16 protein-coding genes and 1 pseudogene are annotated in these 23,188 nt (G+C 49.9%); 15 read left to right on the forward strand and 2 right to left on the reverse strand.

The features are described 5' to 3' along the window. Positions 1–183: 183 nt before the first annotated feature. The 6 genes from LKD71_RS00105 to LKD71_RS00130 all read left to right on the forward strand — a co-directional run bounded on the left by LKD71_RS00105 (position 184) and on the right by LKD71_RS00130 (position 9,002). Complete coding sequence (locus tag LKD71_RS00105) at positions 184–1,629, forward strand: ABC transporter substrate-binding protein (RefSeq protein WP_227613880.1); 1,446 nt, start codon at positions 184–186, stop codon at positions 1,627–1,629. 90 nt (positions 1,630–1,719) lie between these two features. Beyond that, complete coding sequence (locus LKD71_RS00110) at positions 1,720–2,664, forward strand: ABC transporter permease (RefSeq protein WP_227613881.1); 945 nt, start codon at positions 1,720–1,722, stop codon at positions 2,662–2,664. A 17-nt stretch (positions 2,665–2,681) separates the two neighbouring features. After that, the gene (locus LKD71_RS00115) at positions 2,682–3,569 is read left to right on the forward strand and encodes a carbohydrate ABC transporter permease (RefSeq protein ID WP_227613882.1); all 888 of its coding nucleotides are present in this window, start codon (positions 2,682–2,684) and stop codon (positions 3,567–3,569) included. 288 nt (positions 3,570–3,857) lie between these two features. Then, on the forward strand, positions 3,858–5,006 hold the full coding sequence (locus LKD71_RS00120; protein WP_227613883.1) for a class I SAM-dependent methyltransferase: 1,149 nt from the start codon (positions 3,858–3,860) through the stop codon (positions 5,004–5,006). A 5-nt stretch (positions 5,007–5,011) separates the two neighbouring features. After that, entirely contained in the window at positions 5,012–7,483 is a 2,472-nt protein-coding gene (locus LKD71_RS00125; RefSeq protein WP_227613884.1) for a hypothetical protein, read from the forward strand. A 694-nt stretch (positions 7,484–8,177) separates the two neighbouring features. Then, the gene (locus LKD71_RS00130; protein WP_227613885.1) at positions 8,178–9,002 is read left to right on the forward strand and encodes an Ig-like domain-containing protein; all 825 of its coding nucleotides are present in this window, start codon (positions 8,178–8,180) and stop codon (positions 9,000–9,002) included. A 21-nt stretch (positions 9,003–9,023) separates the two neighbouring features. On the opposite strand, the gene LKD71_RS00135 is transcribed toward LKD71_RS00130, so the two are convergent. Together LKD71_RS00135 and clpB are read right to left on the reverse strand one after the other, a co-directional pair. Further along, a complete protein-coding gene (locus LKD71_RS00135) occupies positions 9,024–9,197 on the reverse strand; it encodes a DUF4250 domain-containing protein (protein ID WP_117766726.1) in 174 nt (57 codons plus the stop codon). Then, complete coding sequence (gene clpB, locus LKD71_RS00140) at positions 9,194–11,782, reverse strand: ATP-dependent chaperone ClpB (RefSeq protein ID WP_227613886.1); 2,589 nt, start codon at positions 11,780–11,782, stop codon at positions 9,194–9,196. Before clpB ends, LKD71_RS00135 begins: the two co-directional genes overlap by 4 nt. Positions 11,783–12,295: 513 nt before the next feature. Between clpB and LKD71_RS00145 the strand changes: the two genes are divergently transcribed. From LKD71_RS00145 to LKD71_RS00185, 9 genes and pseudogenes are all read left to right on the forward strand, one after another. Next, positions 12,296–12,928 carry a TetR/AcrR family transcriptional regulator gene (locus LKD71_RS00145; protein WP_227613887.1) on the forward strand — a complete coding sequence of 211 codons (633 nt, stop codon included), beginning with the start codon at positions 12,296–12,298 and terminating at the stop codon, positions 12,926–12,928. Between the two features lie 81 nt (positions 12,929–13,009). After that, on the forward strand, positions 13,010–13,819 hold the full coding sequence (locus LKD71_RS00150; protein WP_227613888.1) for a class I SAM-dependent methyltransferase: 810 nt from the start codon (positions 13,010–13,012) through the stop codon (positions 13,817–13,819). Positions 13,820–13,938: 119 nt separating this feature from the next. Continuing rightward, entirely contained in the window at positions 13,939–14,439 is a 501-nt protein-coding gene (locus LKD71_RS00155; RefSeq protein ID WP_227613889.1) for a CarD family transcriptional regulator, read from the forward strand. 156 nt (positions 14,440–14,595) lie between these two features. Then, entirely contained in the window at positions 14,596–15,039 is a 444-nt protein-coding gene (locus LKD71_RS00160) for a right-handed parallel beta-helix repeat-containing protein (RefSeq protein ID WP_227613890.1), read from the forward strand. Between the two features lie 82 nt (positions 15,040–15,121). After that, a pseudogene (locus LKD71_RS18475) lies at positions 15,122–15,536 on the forward strand (AAA family ATPase); the annotation flags it as partial. Between the two features lie 59 nt (positions 15,537–15,595). Further along, positions 15,596–17,524 carry a glycoside hydrolase family 127 protein gene (locus LKD71_RS00170; RefSeq protein ID WP_227613891.1) on the forward strand — a complete coding sequence of 643 codons (1,929 nt, stop codon included), beginning with the start codon at positions 15,596–15,598 and terminating at the stop codon, positions 17,522–17,524. 491 nt (positions 17,525–18,015) lie between these two features. Beyond that, positions 18,016–19,986, forward strand: coding sequence for a methionine--tRNA ligase (gene metG / locus LKD71_RS00175; protein ID WP_227613892.1), 1,971 nt, complete (start codon positions 18,016–18,018; stop codon positions 19,984–19,986). Between the two features lie 157 nt (positions 19,987–20,143). Further along, positions 20,144–22,420 (forward strand): leucine-rich repeat protein, encoded by a 2,277-nt coding sequence (locus tag LKD71_RS00180; RefSeq protein ID WP_227613893.1) that lies wholly within the window; start codon positions 20,144–20,146, stop codon positions 22,418–22,420. Then, a complete protein-coding gene (locus LKD71_RS00185) occupies positions 22,417–23,187 on the forward strand; it encodes a TatD family hydrolase (protein WP_227613894.1) in 771 nt (256 codons plus the stop codon). The genes LKD71_RS00180 and LKD71_RS00185 overlap by 4 nt, the downstream gene beginning before the upstream one ends. The last annotated feature ends 1 nt before the right edge of the window (position 23,188 follow it).

Consider the following 23,188-nt stretch of genomic DNA (forward strand, 5'->3'; position numbering starts at 1 on the left):
CATAAAAGTGATAATCAATGTCATGAAAATGACAGATTGCATAAAAAAACCATGAAAAAATCATAAAACAATCACAAAATAAACAATCAAAATCATGAAAGTGGCAGAAGCGTATTTGGTTTTCTGTTACAATTATGACATCAGAAAAACACAGAAACGAAACAAAAAAGGAGGAACAAATCTATGAAAAAATCAGTAAAAAGAGCTCTTACCGTATGTGGCGCAGCAGCCATGATGCTTTCCGCAGCTCAGCTCAGTGCATTTGCAGACGGAGATGTGAAAGAAGTTTCCCTGCACCTGCCAACCGTTTATGATCTGCCGGATGCTCCCCAGGTAGAGGATGCCATCAACCAGATCACTGAGGAGAAATACGGGATCCATCTGAACCTGACCTACATCACCACCGGTAACTGGCTGCAGCAGTCCAACCTTCTGTTTACCGGCGATGAGGCAGATGTGATCGCAGTCTTCATGACTCCGCTCAGTACTTATGTAAAGAACGGTCAGCTCGTAGATCTGACGGATTACTACGCAAACGCTTCTGATGAGTTCAAACAGGTATGGTCCGAGGAAGAGATGAAAGGAACCACTGTGGACGGAAAAATTTATGCGGTTCCGAACTTAAGAAACTTCGGTAACATCATCGGTCTGAACATCGATGCAGACATTGCAGCAGAGTTTGGTATCGAGAACGGCCAGAAGCTGACCATGGAAGAGATCGATGAATTTCTGACTAAGGCGCATGAGAAATATCCGGATCGTTATGCACTGGTTCCGCAGGGATCTGATTCTATGGTAAATGGCTGGACCTGGGATGGTCTCGGTGATGAGAAGTACATCGGCGTGCTGGAGGATCAGGGGCAGTCCACCGAGGTGAAAAACCTCTTCGAGACCGATGATTTTGTAGATTTCTGTACCTGGACACGCAAATGGTATCAGGATGGCTTTACCATGCAGGATGTTTTAAGCAATACGCAGCCGTTCCAGACGCTGATCGGAAACGACCAGGCCATTGCCTGCTTTGATAACTACTCTGTAAACAATGTAGCCGGCATGATCCGTACCGAGGTTGTCAGTGCCTGGGCACAGTCCAACTCTTATCAGGCTCTCTGCTATGGAATCAACGTAAACTCCAAAGATACCGATGCAGCCTGGGAACTGATGCAGATCCTTTATACCGATAAAGATGTCTGCACTCTTCTTGCAGATGGTATTGAGGGAACTCATTATGTAGTAAATGAAGACGGCACCATCTCCTTCCCCGAAGGAAAGACCGCTGCTGACTGTGGCTACGGCATGGCAGAAGGTTACTGGATCGTTCCTTATTCCGGAAACACTTATCCGCTGGATGTAAACGGCCCGACTTTCTTTGAAGATCTGATCCAGTTCAATAAGGATACTCTGAAAACAAAAGGCTTTGGTTTCGCATTTGATACCACCAATGTAGTTGATCAGTACACCGCATGCTCTAACATCATGGATAAATACTACAAAGCGCTGCTCTCCGGAAGCGTTGATGTTCAAAGCACCATTGAACAGGCAAATTCCGAACTGGAAGCAGCCGGTCTTGCTGATATCATTGCAGAGAAACAGGCACAGTTGGACGCTTATCTGGCAGAACAGCAGTAAATCAGGGAGAGGAAAAATGAATATCTGCCGGCGGAAAAACTCCGCCGGCAGTTTTCTTAGGAGATTTGCTATAACGAGGAGGAAAAAAACATGGCAAAAACAGCTGTAAAACCGGCTGGCCGTCGGAAAAGAGGGGCACAGACGAAAATGACGCTGGCACTGTTTTCCATGATGCTGCCGGGACTGATCTATCTGATCATCAACAACTACATTCCCATGGCTGGTCTGGTGATCGCTTTTAAACGATTCAATTACGGAAAAGGAATCTGGGGCAGTGACTGGGCAGGCTTAAGCAACTTTACCTATCTTTTTAAAACACAGGATGCCAAGAACATCATCCGGAATACCATCGGTTACAACCTGACCTTTATCCTTCTTGGAAATGTACTGGCTGTGGCTGTGGCAGTTATGCTGAACTTCATGCGTGGTACCCTGAATAAAAAAATCTACCAGACCGTGATTCTGGTTCCCTACCTGATCTCCATGGTAGTCGTTTCCTACATCGTGTTTGGTTTCCTGAGCCAGGAAAATGGTTTCTTAAACAAAATCCTGGTTGCTATGGGAAAAGATCCCGTGAGCTGGTACACCATCTCCAAATACTGGCCTTTCATCCTGGTATTTGTAAACCTCTGGAAAGGCTTCGGATACAGCAGTATCCTCTACTATGCAACGGTTATCGGTATTGACTCTTCCCTCTATGAGGCAGCTACTGTAGACGGTGCTAACCGCTGGAAACAGGTCTGGCACGTTACTCTTCCCGGACTTCGCGGAACGATCATCACCATGGTGCTTTTAAGCATCGGCCGTATGTTCTATTCCGATTTCGGTCTGTTCTATCAGGTTCCGATGCGTTCCGGTCTGATCTCTTCCGTGACCGATACGATCGACGTCTTTGTTTACAAAGGACTGACCCAGTTAAATGATGTGGGACGTGCTTCCGCAGCAGGTTTCCTGCAGTCTGTACTTGGTTTTGTTCTGGTACTCACCGCAAACTTCATTGTCCGTAAGATCGATGAAGACAATGCATTATTCTAGGAAAGGAGGAAATATAGATGGTTACAAAAAGTAAAACCGGACAGGTTGTCCTGAATATTGTGTTTATTATTTTAGCTGTCTGGGCAGTGGCACCGTTCCTGCTCCTGATCTCTTCCTCACTTTCCAGTGAGGCAGCTCTGGCCCAGTATGGTTACGGCTTCTGGCCGAAAGAGTTTTCACTGAATGCGTATACATATCTTTTCAAGAGCAGTATGAAGATCGCCAAAGGCTATGGCATTACTCTCATCGTAACCCTGGTGGGAACCACCTTGAGCGTACTCATCACCACCCTGTTCGCTTATCCTCTTTCCAGAAAAGAGCTTCCGTTCCGCTATGGTTTTTCCTTCTTCGTATTTTTCACGATGCTGTTCAACGGCGGCCTGGTTCCGAGCTACATGATGTGGACCCAGACCTTCCATATCAAAAATACGATCTGGGCGCTGATCATGCCGAACCTTCTTCTGAATGCGTTCTACGTTATCATGATGCGTTCCTTCTTCACCTCCAGCATTCCGGACGCCCTCATCGAGGCAGCCAGAATCGACGGAGCAGGAGAGTACAAGATCCTGGCAAGAGTGGTTATCCCTCTTTCCAAACCCATGATGGCAACCATCTCCCTGATGGTAGGCTTAGGCTATTGGAATGACTGGACCAACAGCCTGTACTACATCACCGACGAGAGCCTCTTCAGTATTCAGGCGATCCTGAATACGATCATCACCAACATTCAGTTCCTGACCAGCGGCCAGAGCTCGGCAGCTTCCGCAGTGGATGTTTCCAAACTTCCCAGCGTAAGTATCCGTATGGCCATCGCAGTTATCGGTGTTCTCCCGGTTCTCTGCATCTATCCGTTCTTCCAGAAATACTTTGTCAAAGGTATCGTGGTCGGCGGTGTAAAGGGCTGATACAGAAGTTTGAAAAAACGGTTGAGGTTTTTAAAAAAAGCCTTTACAATAGAGTCGTGGCGAAAGCTGCGACTCTTTTTGTATATAACAGTTCAGAGCATAAGCAAAATGAAAAGACAGGCTATGCAAACTGGTTTGCAATAGGCTGGATTGTCATTTTGTGATGGGCGGAACGCCTATCAGCCTCAGACAAAAGCTGCGAATGCAGCGATAGCGCATGTAATGCGCGGGTCTGGGGCCTGATGATTTGAACGTTTTGAATAATTCTTTAGAAAACGAGGAATTTCAATGGGAAATTTATATGATACACTGACTGCCTGTCTGACGGATCAGCTGATTCAGGCAGTTTTAAGCGCGGCCCGGAAAAAAGACGGCCCTTCGAGGGTGAAAATCCGGCCGGTGCTTCATAAAGGAAGCCTCCTTTTTCAGACCGCTGCTCAGGTGGGAAAGCAGCAGTTTCATGAAAATCTGGAAAAAGAGGCGGCTATTTCGAAGATCACGGAATGGCTCATGAATGATTTTGGCCAGCTCCAGCTGGATCTCACAGACCGGACCGTCTCCGTTCTGACCAGCAAGAAGGGCAAGGTCACAATCAGGGAAAAACGAAAACCCATCAAGATGCGTCCGGCGGACTTAAGTCACAACCGGAAAAAACGCTACATTCTCGAGGAAGGCACGCCGGTGCCGTTTCTGGTGGACTTAGGGGTCATGACCCCCGAGGGAAAAATTGTTCATTCCAAATATGACAAATTCCGGCAGATCAACCGTTTCCTGGAATTTGTCGAGGACATCCGGGAGGAGCTTCCGAAGGATCGGGAAGTGACGATCCTCGACTTCGGCTGCGGCAAGTCTTACCTGACCTTCGCGCTGTATTATTATCTGAAGGTTCTCCACGGGTTGGATATCCGGATCATCGGTCTGGATCTGAAGGAGGACGTCATCGAGCACTGCGATGCCCTGGCCCGGGATTACGGCTACGACAAGCTGAAATTCCTGACCGGCGATATCGCCTCCTACACGGGAGAGGACCGTGTGGATATGGTGGTGACGCTCCACGCCTGTGATACGGCGACAGATTTTGCACTGGAAAAGGCCGTCCGCTGGGGGGCGAAGGTCATTTTGTCAGTGCCCTGCTGTCAGCATGAGCTGAACCGGCAGATCCATCAGGAGGTGTTGGAGCCGGTATTGAAATACGGTCTGATCCGGGAACGGATGGCTGCACTTGTGACCGATGCGCTCCGTGCAGGAGTGCTGGAGGAACAGGGGTATGAAGTGCAGATCCTGGAATTTATCGATATGGAACATACGCCGAAAAACATTCTGATCCGGGCAGTGAAGGGCTCCCGGAAAGGAAAATCACCGGAATTAAAGGCCTGCATGGAGTTTTTAGGAGTAGATCCGACGCTGAAACGGCTGTTGGATGACAAGAGAGGATAAGGGGCATGAAAAAAATCATAATACGCATTCTGACGCTGGCAGCGATTTTCGTGCTGGCAGTGGTCGGTTTTTACTGGTATCTGAACCAAGGAACCACGGACACCACCGAGACCATGGCGGAAGCCACCTTTCCGCTGGTATACATGAAAAACGGGGACAGTCTCTTAAACTGCCTCCACGGCTATACCCAGGAGATGGACGTCACCGCCATGCGGGACACTCTGACTCCTCTGGAAAATGACAGGACCCTGAATCTTCGTATCGATCCCTATAAGAAAAAGATCAGCGATATCAGCTATGAGGTCTTGAACGCCGACGGTTCCCGAACGCTGGAAAATACCAAGGTCAACAAGACGGAGGAGCAGGACGGTTATCTGAATGTCACTTTAAGCCTTCAGGACAACCTTCTCATCAATACCGAGTATGCGCTGAAATTAAAGATCACGGCGGGCGGTCAGGTGCTGTATTATTATACGCGGATCATTAACGAGGACGGCCTCCATACGGAGAGCTATCTGGATTTCGCGATGGGCTTCTATGAGAGATGCCTGAACAAAAACGATCTGGAATCCATTTCCGCCTACATTGAGCCGAGCGACGAGGGAGACAATTCGACCTTTGCTTTCTCGGATATCCATTGCAGCATGGACCAGCTGAGCTGGGGCTCCTTAAGCCCCCAGGCCTACTATAAGCCCACGCCGAGCCTTAAGGAGATCAACGACAGTACGGCTACGATCGTCATGGACTATATGATCTCCGCGAAAAATGACAACAACGAGACCGAGCTTTACGCCGTATCGGAATATTACCGGATGCTCTACACCGAGGAGCGTATCCGTCTTCTGGATTTCGAGCGGACTGTGAACGAGGTCTTCAATCCGGAAAACACCGGCGTTATCACCTCCTCCGGCATCAATCTTGGTATCGCCGGCAGGGATGTGGAATATTTAAGCGATCTGAAGAACAACTGTGTGGCTTTCGTCCGCCAAGGCGCTCTCTGGGAGTATCAGACCTCCGGAAACAAGATGATGGAGGTCTTCAGTTTCCCGCAACAGAGCAATTCCGATGCCAGAGACACTTACATGCAGAACGATATTCAGATTGTGAATATCGACGAGGCGGGAAATATGTATTTCCTGGTTTCCGGTTACATGAACCGGGGACGGCACGAGGGAGAATCCGGTGTGGCGGTCTACTATTTCAATGCCACGGATTCCAGCATTACCGAGTGCCTTTTCGTGGAGGCAAAGCAGAACTATGAGCTTCTGAAAAGGGATGTGGAGGACCTCAATTATATTTCCACAGACCGGAATTACTTCTATGTCTGTGTGGATGGCAGCGTTTACGGCATTGATTTTGCGACCCACCAGGCGGAGGTTCTGGTTTCCGGCCTGAAAGAGGGCTGCTATGGTTCCTCCAGAACCGGCCGGTATTTTGCCTGGACCGAGAGCACCTACGATGCTTCCGTCCTTACGATCCTGGATCTTGATACGAGACAGAAACAGACCATTTCCTGCGGGGATTCCGAGCGGCTCCGATACTTAGGCTTCCTGGATGAGGCCGCCGTTTATGGCATTGCCGATACCGCAGATATCAACACTGCTCATGCGGGCCTGGAATTTTTCCCGATGAAAAAGGTGGAGCTGGTCAACGGAAGCGGCGAGGTGGTGAAGGAATACAGCGTCGGAAATTATTATGTGACCGATACGGTCATCGAGAGTAAAATGATGACCATGACCCGGGTGGAACGGCAGGCAGACGGAAGCTTTGTGGATGCCCTGGAGGACCATATTGTCAGCAGCAGCGCCGATGAGAGCGGTCAGGCAGGCCTTACCACGAAGACCACGAGCCGGAAAGAGACTGAAACTTATCTCACTGTGGGAAGCGCTCTTTCCACGAGTTCTGCACCTAAGGTCATCCGAAGCCGGGAGACCATTCAGGAGGGCACGGCGAGCGTGAAGCTTGAGGCCTCCGGGGAGCGGGAAGAGCTCTATTATGTCTACGCGAAGGGCAAGCTCTACGACGTCTGCACAGCCATCAATACGGCGGTGAAGACAGCGGATGAGAACCTGGGCGTGGTGGTGGACGGCAACCTCCAGAACATCTGGGAACGCGGAAACAAAGTGACGAAGCTCACGCTGGACACCAGCACCTTCCCGGATGTGATCCGGAACGGCTCCATGGATGTGGCAGCCATCGAGGAGGGAACCGGCAGGAAAGCCCTTGATTTGAGCGGCTGCACGCTGGATTCCGTTCTCTACTATGTCAGCGAGGGAACACCGGTGCTGGCTAAGACCCCGATCACAGACCAGACCCCTCAGGGCATCGTCATCATCGCAGGTTACGACGAGTATAATACAATCCTTATGAATCCCGGCGAGACCGAGACCTTCTACTATGGAATCAACGACAGCACCGCTCTTTTCGAGGAGGCAGGCAACGTCTTTATGACTTACTGGGATCCGATTTCCGATTAAAAATGATAAAATACCGGCGAATGGAACATCTTCCGTTTGCCGGTATTTTTTGTTATGGCGACGAGGAAAATGCACGCACTTGTGCAAGTGCATTTGACGACCGCTAATCAAAGCGAGATATGTGTAGCGTATCTCGCTCTCTGCCATTTTTGGCGCAGGGCGTACAGGGTGTGGAAAATGAATCGTCAGATAATGGTGAAATTTTTCATAATGAATGAAACAATGATTTTTGCACAAAAAAGCGACGAAAAAAGGCAATTATGATAAATAGACAAAACATTTGTTTCGGTGGAAACCTATGTAAACCACCAAATTGGGGATAAAAAATGTGGATAATGTGGATAACTTGGTGTATAAGTCCACTTTTCCCACGAAAACCCGAGAATGAAAATGTGGATAACTTTCATCGAACGGATGTTTTGAAGAGGGTTTCCCTGGGAGAAAATGGGAAAAAGTTGTGCATTTTGTCAAAGAAGGAGTCCGTACGGGGAAAAGAGTGAGAAAATCAGGTAAAAATAATTGGCATTTTTTATGGGAATTGACAGAAAACAGCAAAATCAACAAAGGGTTCATAAAATCTTAAAAGTTACGGCGTTGACAAGCAGGAAACGGTGGCTTATGATAAAAAAGAACGCCGAAAAAGGAGAAGATTTTCCGGCGCAGAGAATGAAAGAAAAGAGAGGCGCAGGATTCAATGAAGCGATTATGGAAAGTGTGCCTGGCAGCATGGCTGTTGATACTGGGAAGTGTGATGGGCGGAGTCTTACTGGAACCTTTGCAGGTTCGGGCGGCTCAGGCAAAGAAAATACAGGTCCAGTTCCAATACACCAGACGAAAAGAATTTCGGCTTTCGGCCGGACAGATCCGTCAGGGCGACACCGGAAAGGTCACTCTGAAAGGGAAGAACGTAACAGATGTCCGCTGGACTTCCTCGAAGCCGTCCATTGTGACGGTGGATGATACCGGAAAGGTCACAGCGAAACATACAGGTACTGCGGTGTTGACAGCGAAATACACCTGGAAGAAGCGGGCGTACTGTTACCGGGTCAATATTCAGGTGGTGAGCCGGCTGGCAGCGGAGCAGAAGAAATTTCCCACAGGAACCTACTGGAACGACGGAGGAAACAACAATCAGGTGACACAGAGACCCTGTATTCATGATGACGATCGCTACTGTGCATATAATTCCGTGGGCTGTGAGAGCAATCTTTATCTTGGGATGGTCGCAGGAATGCAGGTGGCTGGTTATCAGTGCCACGGTTTCGCCCTGAAGGTTGCCCAGGATCTCTATGGAAGCCTGAAAAAATGGAAGTATGTGGAGAGTTACCGGACGATTCATGCGGGAGATGTGATCCGAATCAACAACAACTCCCACACGATCATTGTCACGAAGGTTTACAGCGGCAGCATTCAGTATGCGGACTGCAATTCCACCGGCGACTGTCAGATCCAGTGGGGCAAGACCATGAGCAGACAGGCATTGAGAAAAGCTTTTACTTACATGTACACGAAATATTGAGACAAAAAAACGAACCAGCTCTTAAATGAACTGGTTCGTTTTTTCGTCATAATGATAGTCAATGCTGTCGAGCGTTGCGATCAGGGAATCTTTCCGGATTCCCCGAAGGGAACATAAGGCATCCAGGGAATCAAAATAGTCCCGGAGCTGTGTGTTTACATAGCTCAGCAGAATGACGGGATCCTTTGGAATCATCCGGCTTTCCTTTCTGCTTTCAGAGTTCCGTCCTGAAGTGTGATGAGGATGGTGTCGCCCTCATGGATCTCGCCGCTTAAGATTTCCCGGGCTGCGAGAGTCTCCACATGTTTCTGGAGGAACCGTTTTAAAGGCCGTGCTCCATAGACGGGGTCATAGCCACCATCTATGATATAGTCTTTTGCTTCCGGTGTCAACTCCAGAGAGATCTCCCGATCGGAAAGACGCTCGTTCAGATCTTTCATCATTAGGTCAACGATGTGGCCGATGTTGTCCTTGGTCAGAGGCTTGAACATGATGATCTCATCGAGACGGTTCAGAAATTCCGGACGGAAGTGACCGCGGAGGTCATTCATGACCAGGTTGGCCGCCTCTTCTTTGATGGAGCCGTCTTCGGAAATGCCGTCCAGCAGGTAGGAAGAGCCGATGTTGGATGTCATGATGAGAATCGTGTTCTTGAAGTCTACCGTCCGGCCTTGGGAATCGGTGATACGGCCATCGTCCAGTACCTGCAGAAGAACGTTGAACACATCCGGATGAGCCTTCTCGATCTCATCGAAAAGAACAACGGAATAAGGTTTCCGGCGCACGGCCTCGGTCAGCTGACCGCCTTCCTCGTAGCCTACATATCCGGGAGGAGCTCCGATCAGACGGGACACGGAATATTTCTCCATGTACTCACTCATATCGATACGCACCATGTTGTTCTCGTCGTCGAACAGACACTGGGCCAGGGCTTTCGCCAGCTCGGTCTTACCAACGCCGGTAGGTCCAAGGAACAGGAAGGAACCAATGGGCTTCGTCGGATCTTTGATGCCTGCTTTGGAACGGATGATGGCATCCGTCACTTTCTGCACGCCATCGTCCTGACCGATAACCCGTTTGTGGAGTTCTTCGTCCAGATGAAGGATCTTGGTCCGCTCGCCTTCGGTCAGTTTGGCAATGGGAATGCCGGTCCAGCGGGAGACGATACGGGCGATCTCATCCTCGGTGACGCTTTCGTGTACCAGGGAGAGATCTTCATTTTTAACCTTTTCTTCCTCGATGGAAAGCTGCTGCTGGAGTTTGGGCAGTTCGCCGTACTGGAGCTCTGCAGCCTTGTTCAGGTCGTAGTTCTGTTTTGCCTTCTCGATCTGTTTGTTCATGTCTTCGATCTGCTCACGGAGTTTGGAGAGATTTTCGACAGAATGCTTTTCATTGTCCCACTGGGCTTTCTTTGTATTGAATTCATCCCGGAGCTCTGCCAGCTCTTTCTGAAGGTCAGCGAGACGCTCGCGGCTTAAATTGTCGGTCTCTTTTTTCAGGGCTGCTTCCTCGATCTCCAGCTGCATGACACGACGGCGGAGTTCGTCCAGCTCGGTGGGCATGGAATCCAGCTCGGTCTTGATGAGAGCGCAGGCTTCATCCACCAGGTCGATGGCCTTATCCGGAAGGAAACGGTCAGAGATGTAACGGTTGGAGAGGGTAGCGGCTGCCACCAGAGCGCTGTCGGTGATTTTGACACCATGGAAAACTTCGTAACGCTCTTTCAGTCCTCTTAAGATGGAAATGGTATCTTCCACCGTGGGCTCATTGACCATGACAGGCTGGAAACGACGTTCCAGAGCAGCATCCTTCTCGATGTACTCCCGGTATTCATCCAGGGTAGTGGCACCGATACAGTGAAGTTCGCCACGGGCCAGCATAGGTTTCAGCATGTTGCCTGCATCCATGGCGCCGTCGGTTTTTCCTGCGCCTACGATCAGGTGAAGCTCATCGATGAAGAGGATGATCTTACCTTCGCTCTTCTTGACTTCTTCGAGGACGGCTTTCAGTCGTTCCTCAAATTCACCTCTGTATTTGGCGCCGGCCACCAGAGCACCCATATCCAGGGCAAAGATGGTCTTGTCTTTCAGCGTGTCAGGAACATCGCCCCGGACGATACGCTGAGCCAGACCTTCTACGGCTGCGGTTTTACCAACACCGGGTTCACCGATGAGAACCGGATTGTTTTTCGTCTTACGGGAAAGGATACGGATCACGTTACGGATCTCCGTATCACGGCCGATGACCGGATCCAGTTTCTGGTTTCTGGCTTTCTCCACCAGATCCTCGCCGTATTTGTTCAGGGTATCATAAGTTACCTCCGGGTTGTCGCTGGTCACCCGCTGATTGCCCCGGACTGTGGAGAGAGCCTGAAGGAAACGGTCTCTCGTGATGCCATAATTTCTGAACAGATCGCGGATACCGGCGTTGGGATAACGGAGCAGGGAGAGGAAGAGGTGTTCCACGGAAACGTACTCGTCGCCCATGGCCTTGGCTTCATCCTCGGCGCTCACCAGCACACGGTTCAGGTCCTTGCCGATGTAAACCTGTCCGCCGGAAACCTTCGGCCGTTTGTTCAGCGCATCGATCAGGGAGCGCTGGAGCTCATCCTTGTTGATCTCCATTTTCTCGATCAGCTTGAGGATCAGGCTGTCTTCCTGGTTCAGAAGACAATAGAGAAGGTGTTCCTCCTCAATCTCCTGGTTTCCATATTCATATGCGATTTTCTCCAGGTCGTTGACGGCCTGAATGGATTTTTGTGTAAATTTATTGATATTCATAAGTCCTGCCTCCTTTTGGTATAGTAGGATTCATTGAGAACTATTTTGCATTTGTTCTATAACTACTATAACACAAAAAAAGGAAATTGCAAGTGTTTTTCTGAAAAAAATTGTACAAAATATTCGGGAAATTTACAGGAAATTCCGGTAAAAGCATGGATTGGGGAGTTTTGAGAATTGGGATCTGCAATTTGGTGTGTTTGACCACATTTGGAATTTTAAGAAATGCAGTCATGCATTTTTGGTACTTTCATTGACTGCATTTAGATTTTTGAGAATTGCAGTCATGCATTTTGGGCGCTTCCATTGACCACATTTGGGATTTTGGCGGTTTGCGGTCAATCCAGCACAGCGAAAGCGAAGTAACAGATACCTTGACTCGCCAGGCCTCATTTTCCGCCCAGCATATCAATGTATCAGCAACTTGATTTTCAAAACGCTGAACTTAAAAAATGTTGAAGCTGTGATTTTAAGAAAATTGACATTTTAGTTAGTCTGTGCTAATATCTGGATATGAATACAGAAAAGGAATCTTCACGAAAAGAAATTTTAAAAGCCGCCAGGGAGGAATTTCTGGAGAAAGGATATAAGGGGGCGAGCCTTCGGAGCATCTGTAAGAAGGCGGGCGTCACCACCGGAGCTTTCTATTTTCAGTTTGAAAATAAGGAAGCAGTGTTGAAAGAGATCCTAGATCCGATCCTTGCTCAGTTTCTGCTGCTCATGAACCAGAACGTCAAGAGCGAGTTTGAGGAAGAAGCTTCCAGCTCGGATGCAGACGAGTGGATGGTGGAAATGATCTGGCTGCATAAGGCGGAATTTCAGATTTTGATGACCGGGACAGCCGGGACTCCCTATGAAAAGGTGTTTGAGACCCTTCGGGAGGGCTTGACCAACGGTTTTTGCATGTTTTTTGAAAAATACGGGATCGCTAAAGTTGACCCGAAACTTCTGGATGTGCTGGTGCGGATGCGGATTGAGAGTTATTTGGCCGTCATTCAGAAAGATTACAGTCTGGAGGAGACGAAGAAATTGGCAAGGCAGATTGGCGAATACTGTGACGCCGGGTTTGAGGCGCTGGTGAAGCTCCTGAAAATGGAAGGCAGCGAAAAGCTTCCAAAAACAGAATATCAGAAAAATGGTAACTAAGGTCCGAGGCAGCTGCCCCGGACCTTTTTACATAACAAAATGTAACAAACGTTATGCTGCAAAAGCGGAAAGGAGTTCTTTATGGCAAGGAAGAAATTAACTTTATCAACGAAGGCAAATTATGGAAACTGGGTGCCGACAAATATCATGAAAATGCTGGGAGCGGCAGACTCGGTGCTGGCCGTTCTGACGTTTCTTTTTCAGCGGGTTTTCCAGCTGAAACCGGCAGCCTGGGTCACTGGCATTCTCTGCCTGATTTTCTGCGCTTATACCTTTTATATGTGGCGCTGCCGGGAAGCTTTTGATTTCAAAAAGGGCGATATCATGGGGGATGTGCATCAGTTTCTGGTGGATCACCTTAAATGGGACGGAAAAGGCACCTTTCTCGATATCGGCTGCGGCGCCGGAGCGCTGACCATGCGCTGTGCAAAGACATTTCCGAAGGCCTCCTTTGTGGGAATGGACTACTGGGGAAAGGAATGGAGCTATGCGAAAGAACAGTGCGAGCAGAATGCAAAGCTTGAGGGTGTGGCAGCCCGGGGCCGTTTTGAAAAGGGAGACGCCGCAAAGCTTGCTTTCCCGGATGAAACTTTTGATGCTGTGGTGAGCAATTTTGTCTTCCACGAGGTCCGCACAGCCAGGGATAAGCGGGATGTGGTCAGAGAGGCCCTCCGCGTCCTCAAAAAAGGCGGGGCTTTTTCCCTTCAGGACATGTTTGCCCAGAAAGCGTTGTACGGAGATATGGAAGACCTGGTGAAAGAGCTGAAAGCGGAAGGTTTCGCCGAAGTCCACTACATCGCCAATATCGAGAACCAGAACCAGCTCGTCCCGAAATTCATCCAGACCCCGTGGATGATCAAAGGCGCGGGAGTTTTGTATGGGGTGAAATAGGAGCGGCGTTGGGCATTTTTACCTCTGTAGAAACTGTAAGATTTGTACAAAACTGCCTTTGAAAATTTATGTAAATTTGTGATAAAATATTTCTAACAGATAAAGAGGAGGTAAAAAGAATGTATCAGATCGGAGAACATATCATGTACAAAAATATTGGTATCTGTGTGGTGGAAGAGATCGGAAAGCCAGGTTTTTCTGCGGATAAAGCCAAGGAATATTATACGCTGCGTCCGCTGGATGCGACGGGCAACGCACGGATTTATGTTCCTGTCGATTCTGATATCTTTATGCGGAATATCATTACAAAAAAAGAAGCCTGTACTTATTTAAAAGAGCTCGAATCCATGGAAGCGGCTCCCTTTTACGTCAGTAAACCGGCCCAGCTGAAAGCCCATTATGACGGACTTATGGAAAGGCACGATATAGCCGGCCACCTGAAACTCTTCAAAGAACTGTACCAGAAGGAAAAGAAGAGAAAAGAGAGCGGAAAAAAGTTCGGCGAAATGGAATTCAACTACAAAAAACAGGTGGAACACCTGCTGGTAGACGAGTTTTCCTATGCCCTGAACGAGACACCGGAGCTGTCGAAAGAGCGGCTGTATCGGGCGATGGCGTGAAGCCGGAAACCACCGGGAATCCCCCAAAAAAGCTTGAGCAGAATCATTGAAATCTCTGCTCAGGCTTTTTTATATACCCTTAAAAATTCAAAGAAATATAAAAGACTGCCCCTTGTGGATTGGCATGAGAGTGTGCAGACAGGGCTGTGCGCGCAGATGAGATTGACGATACGGGATACGCCGGGAGCCTTTTTCTGGCTGAGTAGAGATATCTGCATAGAAAATGTGAACCTGCGCTATCTGCATGGCTTTGGCGTTCTGGTTACAAGCAGAAAACCGATTGTCATTGAAAATAATGCATTCTGTAAATTGAGTATGGCGCCCATTTACATTTCCTGCGATGCAAACAACTGGTATGAGTCAGGCAGAGTAGAAGATGTTCTGATACGAAATAACAAATTTTACAACTGCCAGGGTGACGGTGTGATTTTTATAGATCCTGTGATTGAAAAAGCATCGGAGGAAAGAACGGTACATAAAAATATCCGGATTGAAGAAAATGAGATCCATTATTCTGAAAAAAATCAGGAATTATACGCCCTGAAGGACTGCAGGAATGTCCAGATCAGAGAGAACAAGGAAAATCTGACTTTACGCTAAAAGAGTTTCATGCTATCATGATCTCAATGAAGAGATTGGGTGGCATGAAACTCTTTTTATAACAGGAAAGAAGGTCGGCAGCATGAAATCAGTAATCTCCATAGGAAATCAGGATTTTATATCGATCAGAGAAAACTATTGTTTTTATATAGATAAGACGGATTTTATCAGAGAATGATGGGAGAATCAGGACAGTGTGACGCTGATTACCCGGCCGAGACGGTTTGGAAAAATTTTGAATATGAGTAGGGTAGAATACTTTTTTTCCGTGAAGTATTCAGGGCTTGGAACATATTTTGAAGGGCTGAATATCTGGAAAAATGACAAGCTGCGAAAGCTGCAGGAAGCGTATGTATCCGGTCACTGGGGAGAGCTTACGACTTTTATTCTCCACATTTAAAAGGGTAAGCAAAGAATCCATCTTTTCGGATCTGAATAATCTGGAAGTTGTGACAACAACCTCGGAGAAATACAGCAGTTCTTTTAGCTTTAGAGAAGGTCAACAGGGACAGGAAAAGAGCCAAAAACACCGTCCCCATTGGAAAGGAGACTCAAAATGAAAGTACAAAAACAGATTTCACTGAAAGATTTCACCACCGCCGAGGGTTTTGTCGGCCGTTATCAGCATCTCATCAAGGATGTGGTGATTCCGTATCAGTATAAGGTGCTTTGCGATGAGATGGAGGGCGTGGAAAAAAGCCATGTGATCCGGAACTTCATCAATGCAGGGAAGGCTCTCAGAGGAGAGGATGTGGGAGACGGCTTCTATGGCATGGTCTTTCAGGACAGCGACGCGGCCAAATGGCTGGAGGCTGTGGCTTATGCGCTGATTCTTTTCCCGGATACGGAGTTGGAGGCCACGGCGGACCGGGTTATCGATATCATCGCCGGAGCCCAGGACTCGGACGGCTATCTGAACACCTACTACACGATAAAGGATCGGGACAAGCGCTGGACCAACCTGCTGGAAGGCCATGAGCTTTACTGCGCGGGTCATATGATGGAGGCGGCAGTGGCCTACTATGAGGCGACCGGAAAAGACAGGCTTTTGAAGGTGATGCTGAAAAATGCCGAGTGCATTTACCATCATTTTGTGACGGAAGGCCATGAGGGCTACCCGGGGCACCCGGAGGTGGAGCTGGCGCTGCTTCGGATGTACCGCGCAACTGGGGATAAGCTTTGCCTGGATCTGGCGGAGCATTTTCTGAATATACGCGGTGCAGACACCGCTTTTTACGAAAAAGAAGTAGCTAAGAGAACCTGGAAGGTATGGGGAGCTGATCCGACGGATCACGCTTACCAGCAGAGCCAGTGCCCGGTGCGGGAGCTGGACGAAGCCACTGGCCACAGTGTCCGGGCCGTGTATCTCTATACAGCCATGGCAGATCTGGCTTCCGAAACCGATGATCAGGAGCTGAAAAAAGCCTGCGATCGGCTCTGGAAGAGCATTACGGAACGGCGGATGTATGTCACTGGTGGCATCGGTTCCACGTTTCTTGGGGAGGCTTTCACGAAGGATTATGATCTTCCCAATGATACGGCTTATGCGGAGACCTGTGCTTCCATCGGCCTGATGTTTTTCGCCTCCAGGATGCTGGAAAATGAGGTAAAGGGAACCTATGGGGACGTGATGGAGCGGGCCTTCTATAATACGGTTCTCGCAGGCATGCAGCTGGACGGCAGACGCTTTTTCTATGTGAATCCCCTGGAAGTGGTTCCGGGCATTGCCGGCGAGGCGGTGACGCATAAGCATGTGATTCCCCAGCGGCCCACCTGGTACGCCTGCGCGTGCTGCCCGCCAAATGTGGCGCGGCTCATCACTTCCATTGGAAAGTATGCTTACGGAGAAAATGGCAATACCGCTTACTGCCACCTCTATGTAGCGGGAGACACAAAGTTTGAAAATGGCTTGGAACTGAACTGCGTCACCGAATATCCCTATGCTTTTACGATCCGCTATGAGATCAGAAAGGGCGGAAAAGAGCTGGCAGTCCGTGTTCCGGGCTGGAGCAGCAGCGTGACGGTACGGCGGGGGACAGACGCCGGTTCTATGGCGGAGGTATCTTACAAAATCGAGAAGGGCTACCTCTATCTGGGAACCGTTGAGACGGGAGAGATCATTGAGCTCCAGCTGGATGACGCCCCGGAATTTCTCTATGCTTCCCCGAAAATCCCGGATATCCAGGGCTGTGTGGCTCTCCAGAGAGGTCCGCTGGTCTACTGCTTTGAGGGGGCGGACAATAACGGAGATATCCTGTCTCTAGCCATCGACGATTCGGAACCGGCAGAAGCGGAAGCTTTTGACCCGAAGCTCTTAAACGGTGTCACAAGACTGAAAGTGAAAGCTTTCCGAAAAGAGATCCCCGAGGGCCTGTATTCCGCCAGAAAGCTCAAAGAAACACCCTGCACGGCTTATGCGGTTCCCTATTACAGCTGGGGCAACCGGGGGCTGAATGAAATGCGGGTGTGGATGACGAAGCACTAACCACTGGAGACGGAGTTTTTGGCACGCTGTATGTCCCCGATGGTCTGAGAAGTCATTTGACTTTTCCCCTTGACAACCCCAACCGCCTGTGATAGCCTAAAATCTAGGGAAAACGCAGAGATGAAGAGAGTAACCCATAAGAAATATCACAGAGAGGCCTGTTTGCTGAGAGGGGTCATAGGGACGATGGGTGAAGATGGCTTCTGAGCGGCACGGGTGAGCTTTGATGGGACAGCAAGCCGGTGACAGGACCGCCTGTTACAGCGGAAGAGTGTGAAAAGCACTCAGTGAGGTCTCCTTTGTGAGAAGGAGATGAAGTGAAGTGGTAACGCGGTTTTATGCCGCCTTCTCTGGGAGATCCCCGGGAAGGCGGTTTTTTTCGCGGGAAGCAATGGATGCAGGACGTTAGGACAGCCGGGACAGATACACTGATGTGGTATGCTGTGCCTGTCCGGAATCGTCTCTGCGGAATTAAGAAGGAGGATCTACACATGTCAAAAGAAAAATATTACATCACCACGGCCATTGCCTATACCTCAGGCAAGCCGCATATCGGAAACACCTACGAGATCGTTCTCGCAGACAGCATCGCCCGTTTCAAGAGAGAGCAGGGCTATGATGTGTTTTTCCAGACCGGAACCGACGAGCACGGCCAGAAGATTGAGCTGAAGGCCGAGGAAGCCGGCATTACTCCGAAAGAGTTTGTCGATAACGTGTCTTCCGAGATCAAACGGATCTGGGATCTTATGAACACTTCCTATGATAAATTCATCCGTACCACCGATGAGTATCATGAGAAACAGGTTCAGAAAATTTTCAAAAAAATGTACGCCAAAGGCGATATCTATAAGGGCTATTACGAGGGAATGTACTGTACTCCCTGTGAGTCTTTCTTTACCGAGTCCCAGCTGGTAGACGGCAAATGCCCGGACTGCGGCCGCGAGGTACAGCCTGCCCGTGAGGAAGCTTACTTCTTCAAAATGAGCAAATATGCCCAGAGACTCATCGACTACATCAACGAGCATCCGGAGTTCATCCAGCCCGTTTCCCGTAAAAATGAGATGATGAACAACTTCCTTCTGCCGGGACTGCAGGATCTCTGCGTATCCAGAACCTCCTTCAAATGGGGAATCCCGGTAGACTTCGATCCGAAGCATGTGGTTTATGTATGGCTTGACGCCCTGACCAACTACATCACCGGAATCGGTTATGACTGCGACGGTGAGAGCAGCGACCTCTTCAAGAAAAACTGGCCCGCAGACCTTCACCTCATTGGAAAAGACATCATTCGTTTCCATACAATCTACTGGCCGATCTTCCTGATGGCTCTGGATCTGCCTCTGCCGAAGCAGGTATTTGGTCATCCTTGGCTCCTTCAGGGCGACGGAAAAATGAGTAAGTCCAAAGGAAACGTAATCTACGCAGACGATCTGGTAGAGCTCTTCGGCGTAGACGCAGTGCGTTACTTTGTGCTTCATGAGATGCCCTTCGAGAACGACGGCGTGATCACTTGGGATCTGATGGTGGAGCGTCTGAACTCCGACCTTGCCAACACCCTCGGAAACCTTCTGAACCGTACGGTTTCCATGTCAAATAAATATTTCGGCGGCGTTGTGGCTGACAAAGGCGTGAGCGACACCATGGATGAGGACCTCAAACAGGTTGTTCTCTCCACCGTGGACAGAGTAAATGCAAAGATGAACGACCTTCGTGTGGCAGATGCCATCAGTGAGATCTTCGTTCTCTTCAAACGCTGTAACAAATACATCGACGAGACCATGCCCTGGGCTCTGGCCAAGGATCCGGAGAAACAGGATCGTCTGGCAACAGTTCTCTACAACCTGGTAGAGAGCATCACGATCGGCGGCAGCCTTCTCTGCTCCTTCATGCCGGAGACTTCCGAGAAGATCCTCGCTCAGCTGAACGCCAAGAAGAGAGAGCTTTCCGATATGCATACTTTCGGTCTCTATGAGTCAGGAAACAAGGTGACAGAGCAGCCGGAGATCCTTTTCGCACGTCAGGACGTCAAAGAGGTTCTGGAAAAGGTAGAGGCCAAGAAAGCCGCAGCCAAAGCCGCAGCCGGTGAGACCGAGGAAGCCAAAGAGGAAGAGCCGGTGATCGACATCCCGAAAAAAGAGGAGATCACCTTCGAGGACTTCGAGAAAATGCAGTTCCAGGTAGGTGAGATCATCTCCTGCGAGGCAGTCAAGAAATCCAAAAAGCTTCTCTGCTCCCAGGTGAAGATCGGAAGCGAGGTAAAACAGATCGTGTCCGGTATCAAGGCTCACTATTCACCGGAGGAGATGGTCGGCAAGAAGGTAATGGTTCTTGTAAACCTCAAACCCGCCAAACTGGCAGGCGTTCTTTCCGAGGGAATGATCCTCTGCGCTGAGGATGAGAACGGCGAGCTGGCTCTCATGGTTCCCGAGAAAAAAATGCCCGCAGGCGCAGAAGTTTGCTAACATCAGGGGATCAAAGCCAGAAAGCTGTTCGTGCTTGCACGATAAAGCTTTTGACTTTAAGACCCGTAAAACATTCAAAAGTAGTGGGAAACGTAAGCCTGGCAGGCGGCAAAAAGCCGCCCTCGCCGGGCTTATCTTAAACAAGGAGGAAAGGAAAATGGCGAATCTGTGGAAAAAGGCAACAGCTTCTCTTCTGACGGCGGCTCTGCTTTCCGGCGGCGCGCCGGGACTGAGCGCAAATGCAGGCACACCGGTAATTTCTGAGACAATTTCAGCAGCGACTCTTGCAAAAGACACAGCGGAAACCGCCGGGAAAATTTCAGTGACTCAGAAGGGAAGTCTTCTTCTGATCTCCGGAAAAGGCGCTCTGACGGCGGCTACTCTCAAAGATACGGATTTCTCAGAGATCACGGAAGTTCAGGTGAAAGCCGGCATCACAGCCATCGGCTCCGGAGCCTTCCTAGATCAGAAAACAATAAAAAAAGTAAGCCTTCCGGACAGTGTCCTCACGATAGAAACCAATGCCTTCCGGGGCTGTGAGACCCTGGAGGAGCTCCAATTCGGAAGTGCCTTAAAAACCATCGGAAGCTTTGCTTTTTACCGCTGCAAGAGCCTCGCTTCCATTGCCCTTCCGGATTCCGTGAAGACGCTGGAGACCGGAGCCTTCCAGGAGTGTACGGCCTTAAAAACCGCAGCTCTCGGAAACGGCGTGAAAAAACTCCCGATCCAGCTTTTCCGCGGCTGCACCTCCCTGGAGACCGTGGAACTGAACCCTTCTCTGGAAGTCATCGGGGAGCAGAGCTTCTGTCTGTGCAGCGCCCTGAAAAATATCGTGATCCCGTCCGGTGTCTATCGCATTGACAAAAACGCTTTTTCAGGCTGTTCCGCCCTGAGCCTGAACCTTCCGGAAGACCTGGAGGATCAGGGGGACGGCTCCTATCGGAAACGGGGCGGCCTCAAGATTTCCGGTACCTACCTCTATTCCGAGGCGGAAAAGGTCCTGACGCTGGTCAATCAGGAGCGGGTCAAAGCAGGTCTTGAAGCTGTCGTGATGGATCGGGAGCTTCTGGAGGGGGCGATGACTCGGAGCGCGGAGCTGAACGTCCTCTATTCCGACCGGCGCCCCAACGGGGCCAGCTTTGATTCCGTCAGCAGCAAGGCCAAAGCGGAAAACCGCCTGATCGGCGTCAGCTCCGCCCGGGAGGCCATGGAAGTCTGGATGCAGTCCGATGGCTTCAAGAGCCACATCCTGGACCCGGAGGTAAAAAGCATCGGCGTGGGCTGTTTTTCTCAGGGAAACCTCAAGTGCTGGGTACAGCTTTTCGGCACAGAGAAGGCAGAAAATCCCGGAAGCCAGGCCGACGTGAGCAAGGTCACAGATATCCGGATCACGGGAGAGAATGCCTCCTTCTATCTTGATAAAACCTCTCTGGAGCTTGAGCCCGGCAAGACGGAAAACCTCACGGTTTATCTTAAAAACACCGGTTTTTCCCAGGCCTCGGCGGCTGTGGCTCCGGAGACCTTCCAGTGGGAATCCAGTGATTCCTCGGTAGTTTCTGTGGATGAAAACGGGACCCTCACAGCGAAAAAAGGCGGCGAGGCCACGATCACCTGCACCTCCCGCTACGGCGACCGCCAGAGCCTGAGCTGCAAGGTAAAGGTGGAGGTGAAACTGACCGCTATCCGGCCCGAGGCGAAGACTCTGCGACTGGCCGTGGGCAAGAAATATGCCCCGAAAATGGAGCTTGTTCCCTCAAACGTCACAAACGCGAGTCTGACCTACAAGAGCTCCCGCCCCTCGGTGGTGACGGTGACGGCCGACGGCAAGCTCTGGGCCCGGAAAAACGGAACAGCCGTAATCACCTGCAGTTCCGGAAAAATCCAGACGAAATTCACTGTAGCCGTGCGAAATTATGTGTCGGCGGTGCGTGTGACCAATGCGCCCACCGATCTGAACGTCGGAGAAAAGCTGGTGCTTCAGACCAAGATTCTTCCTACGAACGCCCTTTATAAGGGAGTAACCTTCCAGAGCTCCGATCCGAAAATCGCTTCGGTCACGAAGAACGGTATTCTGAAAGCCAACAAACCGGGCAGAGTGAAGATCACCTGCCAGGCAAAATACGGAGCTGGGGCGGTGAAGAGTTTCTATCTGACCGTTCATCCGAAGACGCCCGTGATCTATGGAAAGGCTCTCGAGGGCGGCCTGAGGCTGGCCTGGAAGATCCCCGAGGGAGCCACAAATTGTACAGTTTACTGGACCAACGCCCCAGGGCGGAGTTTCCGGAGACTCTACAGCGGAACGAACCGCTCCTACACCTGGAAAAATCTGAGAAAAGGACGCACTTACTATTTCAAGATCTGTGCTATGGCGAAAGTCGGCAAAAAGAACGTCTACAGTCCCTGGAGCAAAGTGCTGGAGGTTACAGTAAAATGATATTTGACAGTCATGCCCATTACGACGATGAGGCATTTAATGAAGACCGGGAGGCCATTCTGAATAGCCTTCCGGAAAACGGAATTTCCCCCATTGTAAACGTGTCGGCCCAGCTTTCCGGCGTGACAGCCACTGTGGAGCTTACGGAAAAATATCCTTTTATCTATGGTTCCGTGGGCGTTCATCCGGACCATGTGGGAGAGCTTTCCGAGGAAAAAATCCAGTGGATGAAGGAGCTGGCCGGCCGGGAGAAGATCGTGGCTGTGGGCGAGATCGGCCTCGACCACTACTGGGACACCGAGTCTGACGAGGTCCAGAGGAAGTGGTTTATCCGCCAGCTGGAGCTGGCCAAAGAGGTAAATCTTCCGGTCATCATTCACAGTCGGGAGGCCTCCCAGGAGACCTTTGACATCATGAAGGAGCATCACGCAGGCAGCACCGGCGGCGTGATCCACTGCTATTCCGGGTCAAAAGAGATGGCTGCGGAATATCTGAAAATGGGTTATTATATCGGTATCGGTGGCGTTGTCACCTTCAAAAACGCCCGTGTCATGAAGGAAGTGGCAGCGGCCGTTCCCCTGGAGCGGATTCTGATCGAGACGGATTGCCCTTATCTCGCCCCCACGCCCTACCGAGGAAAACGAAATTCTTCGCTTTTTCTCCCCTATGTCATAGAAGAGATTGCGAAGCTCAAAGGAATTGCCCCCAAAACGGTGGAGGAGACCACCTGGGAAAATGCAATGAGGATGTATAAAATCAATGGATAAA

The organism is Fusicatenibacter faecihominis, from assembly GCF_020686945.1.
In the GTDB taxonomy this organism is placed as follows: Bacteria; Bacillota; Clostridia; order Lachnospirales; family Lachnospiraceae; genus Limivivens; species Limivivens faecihominis.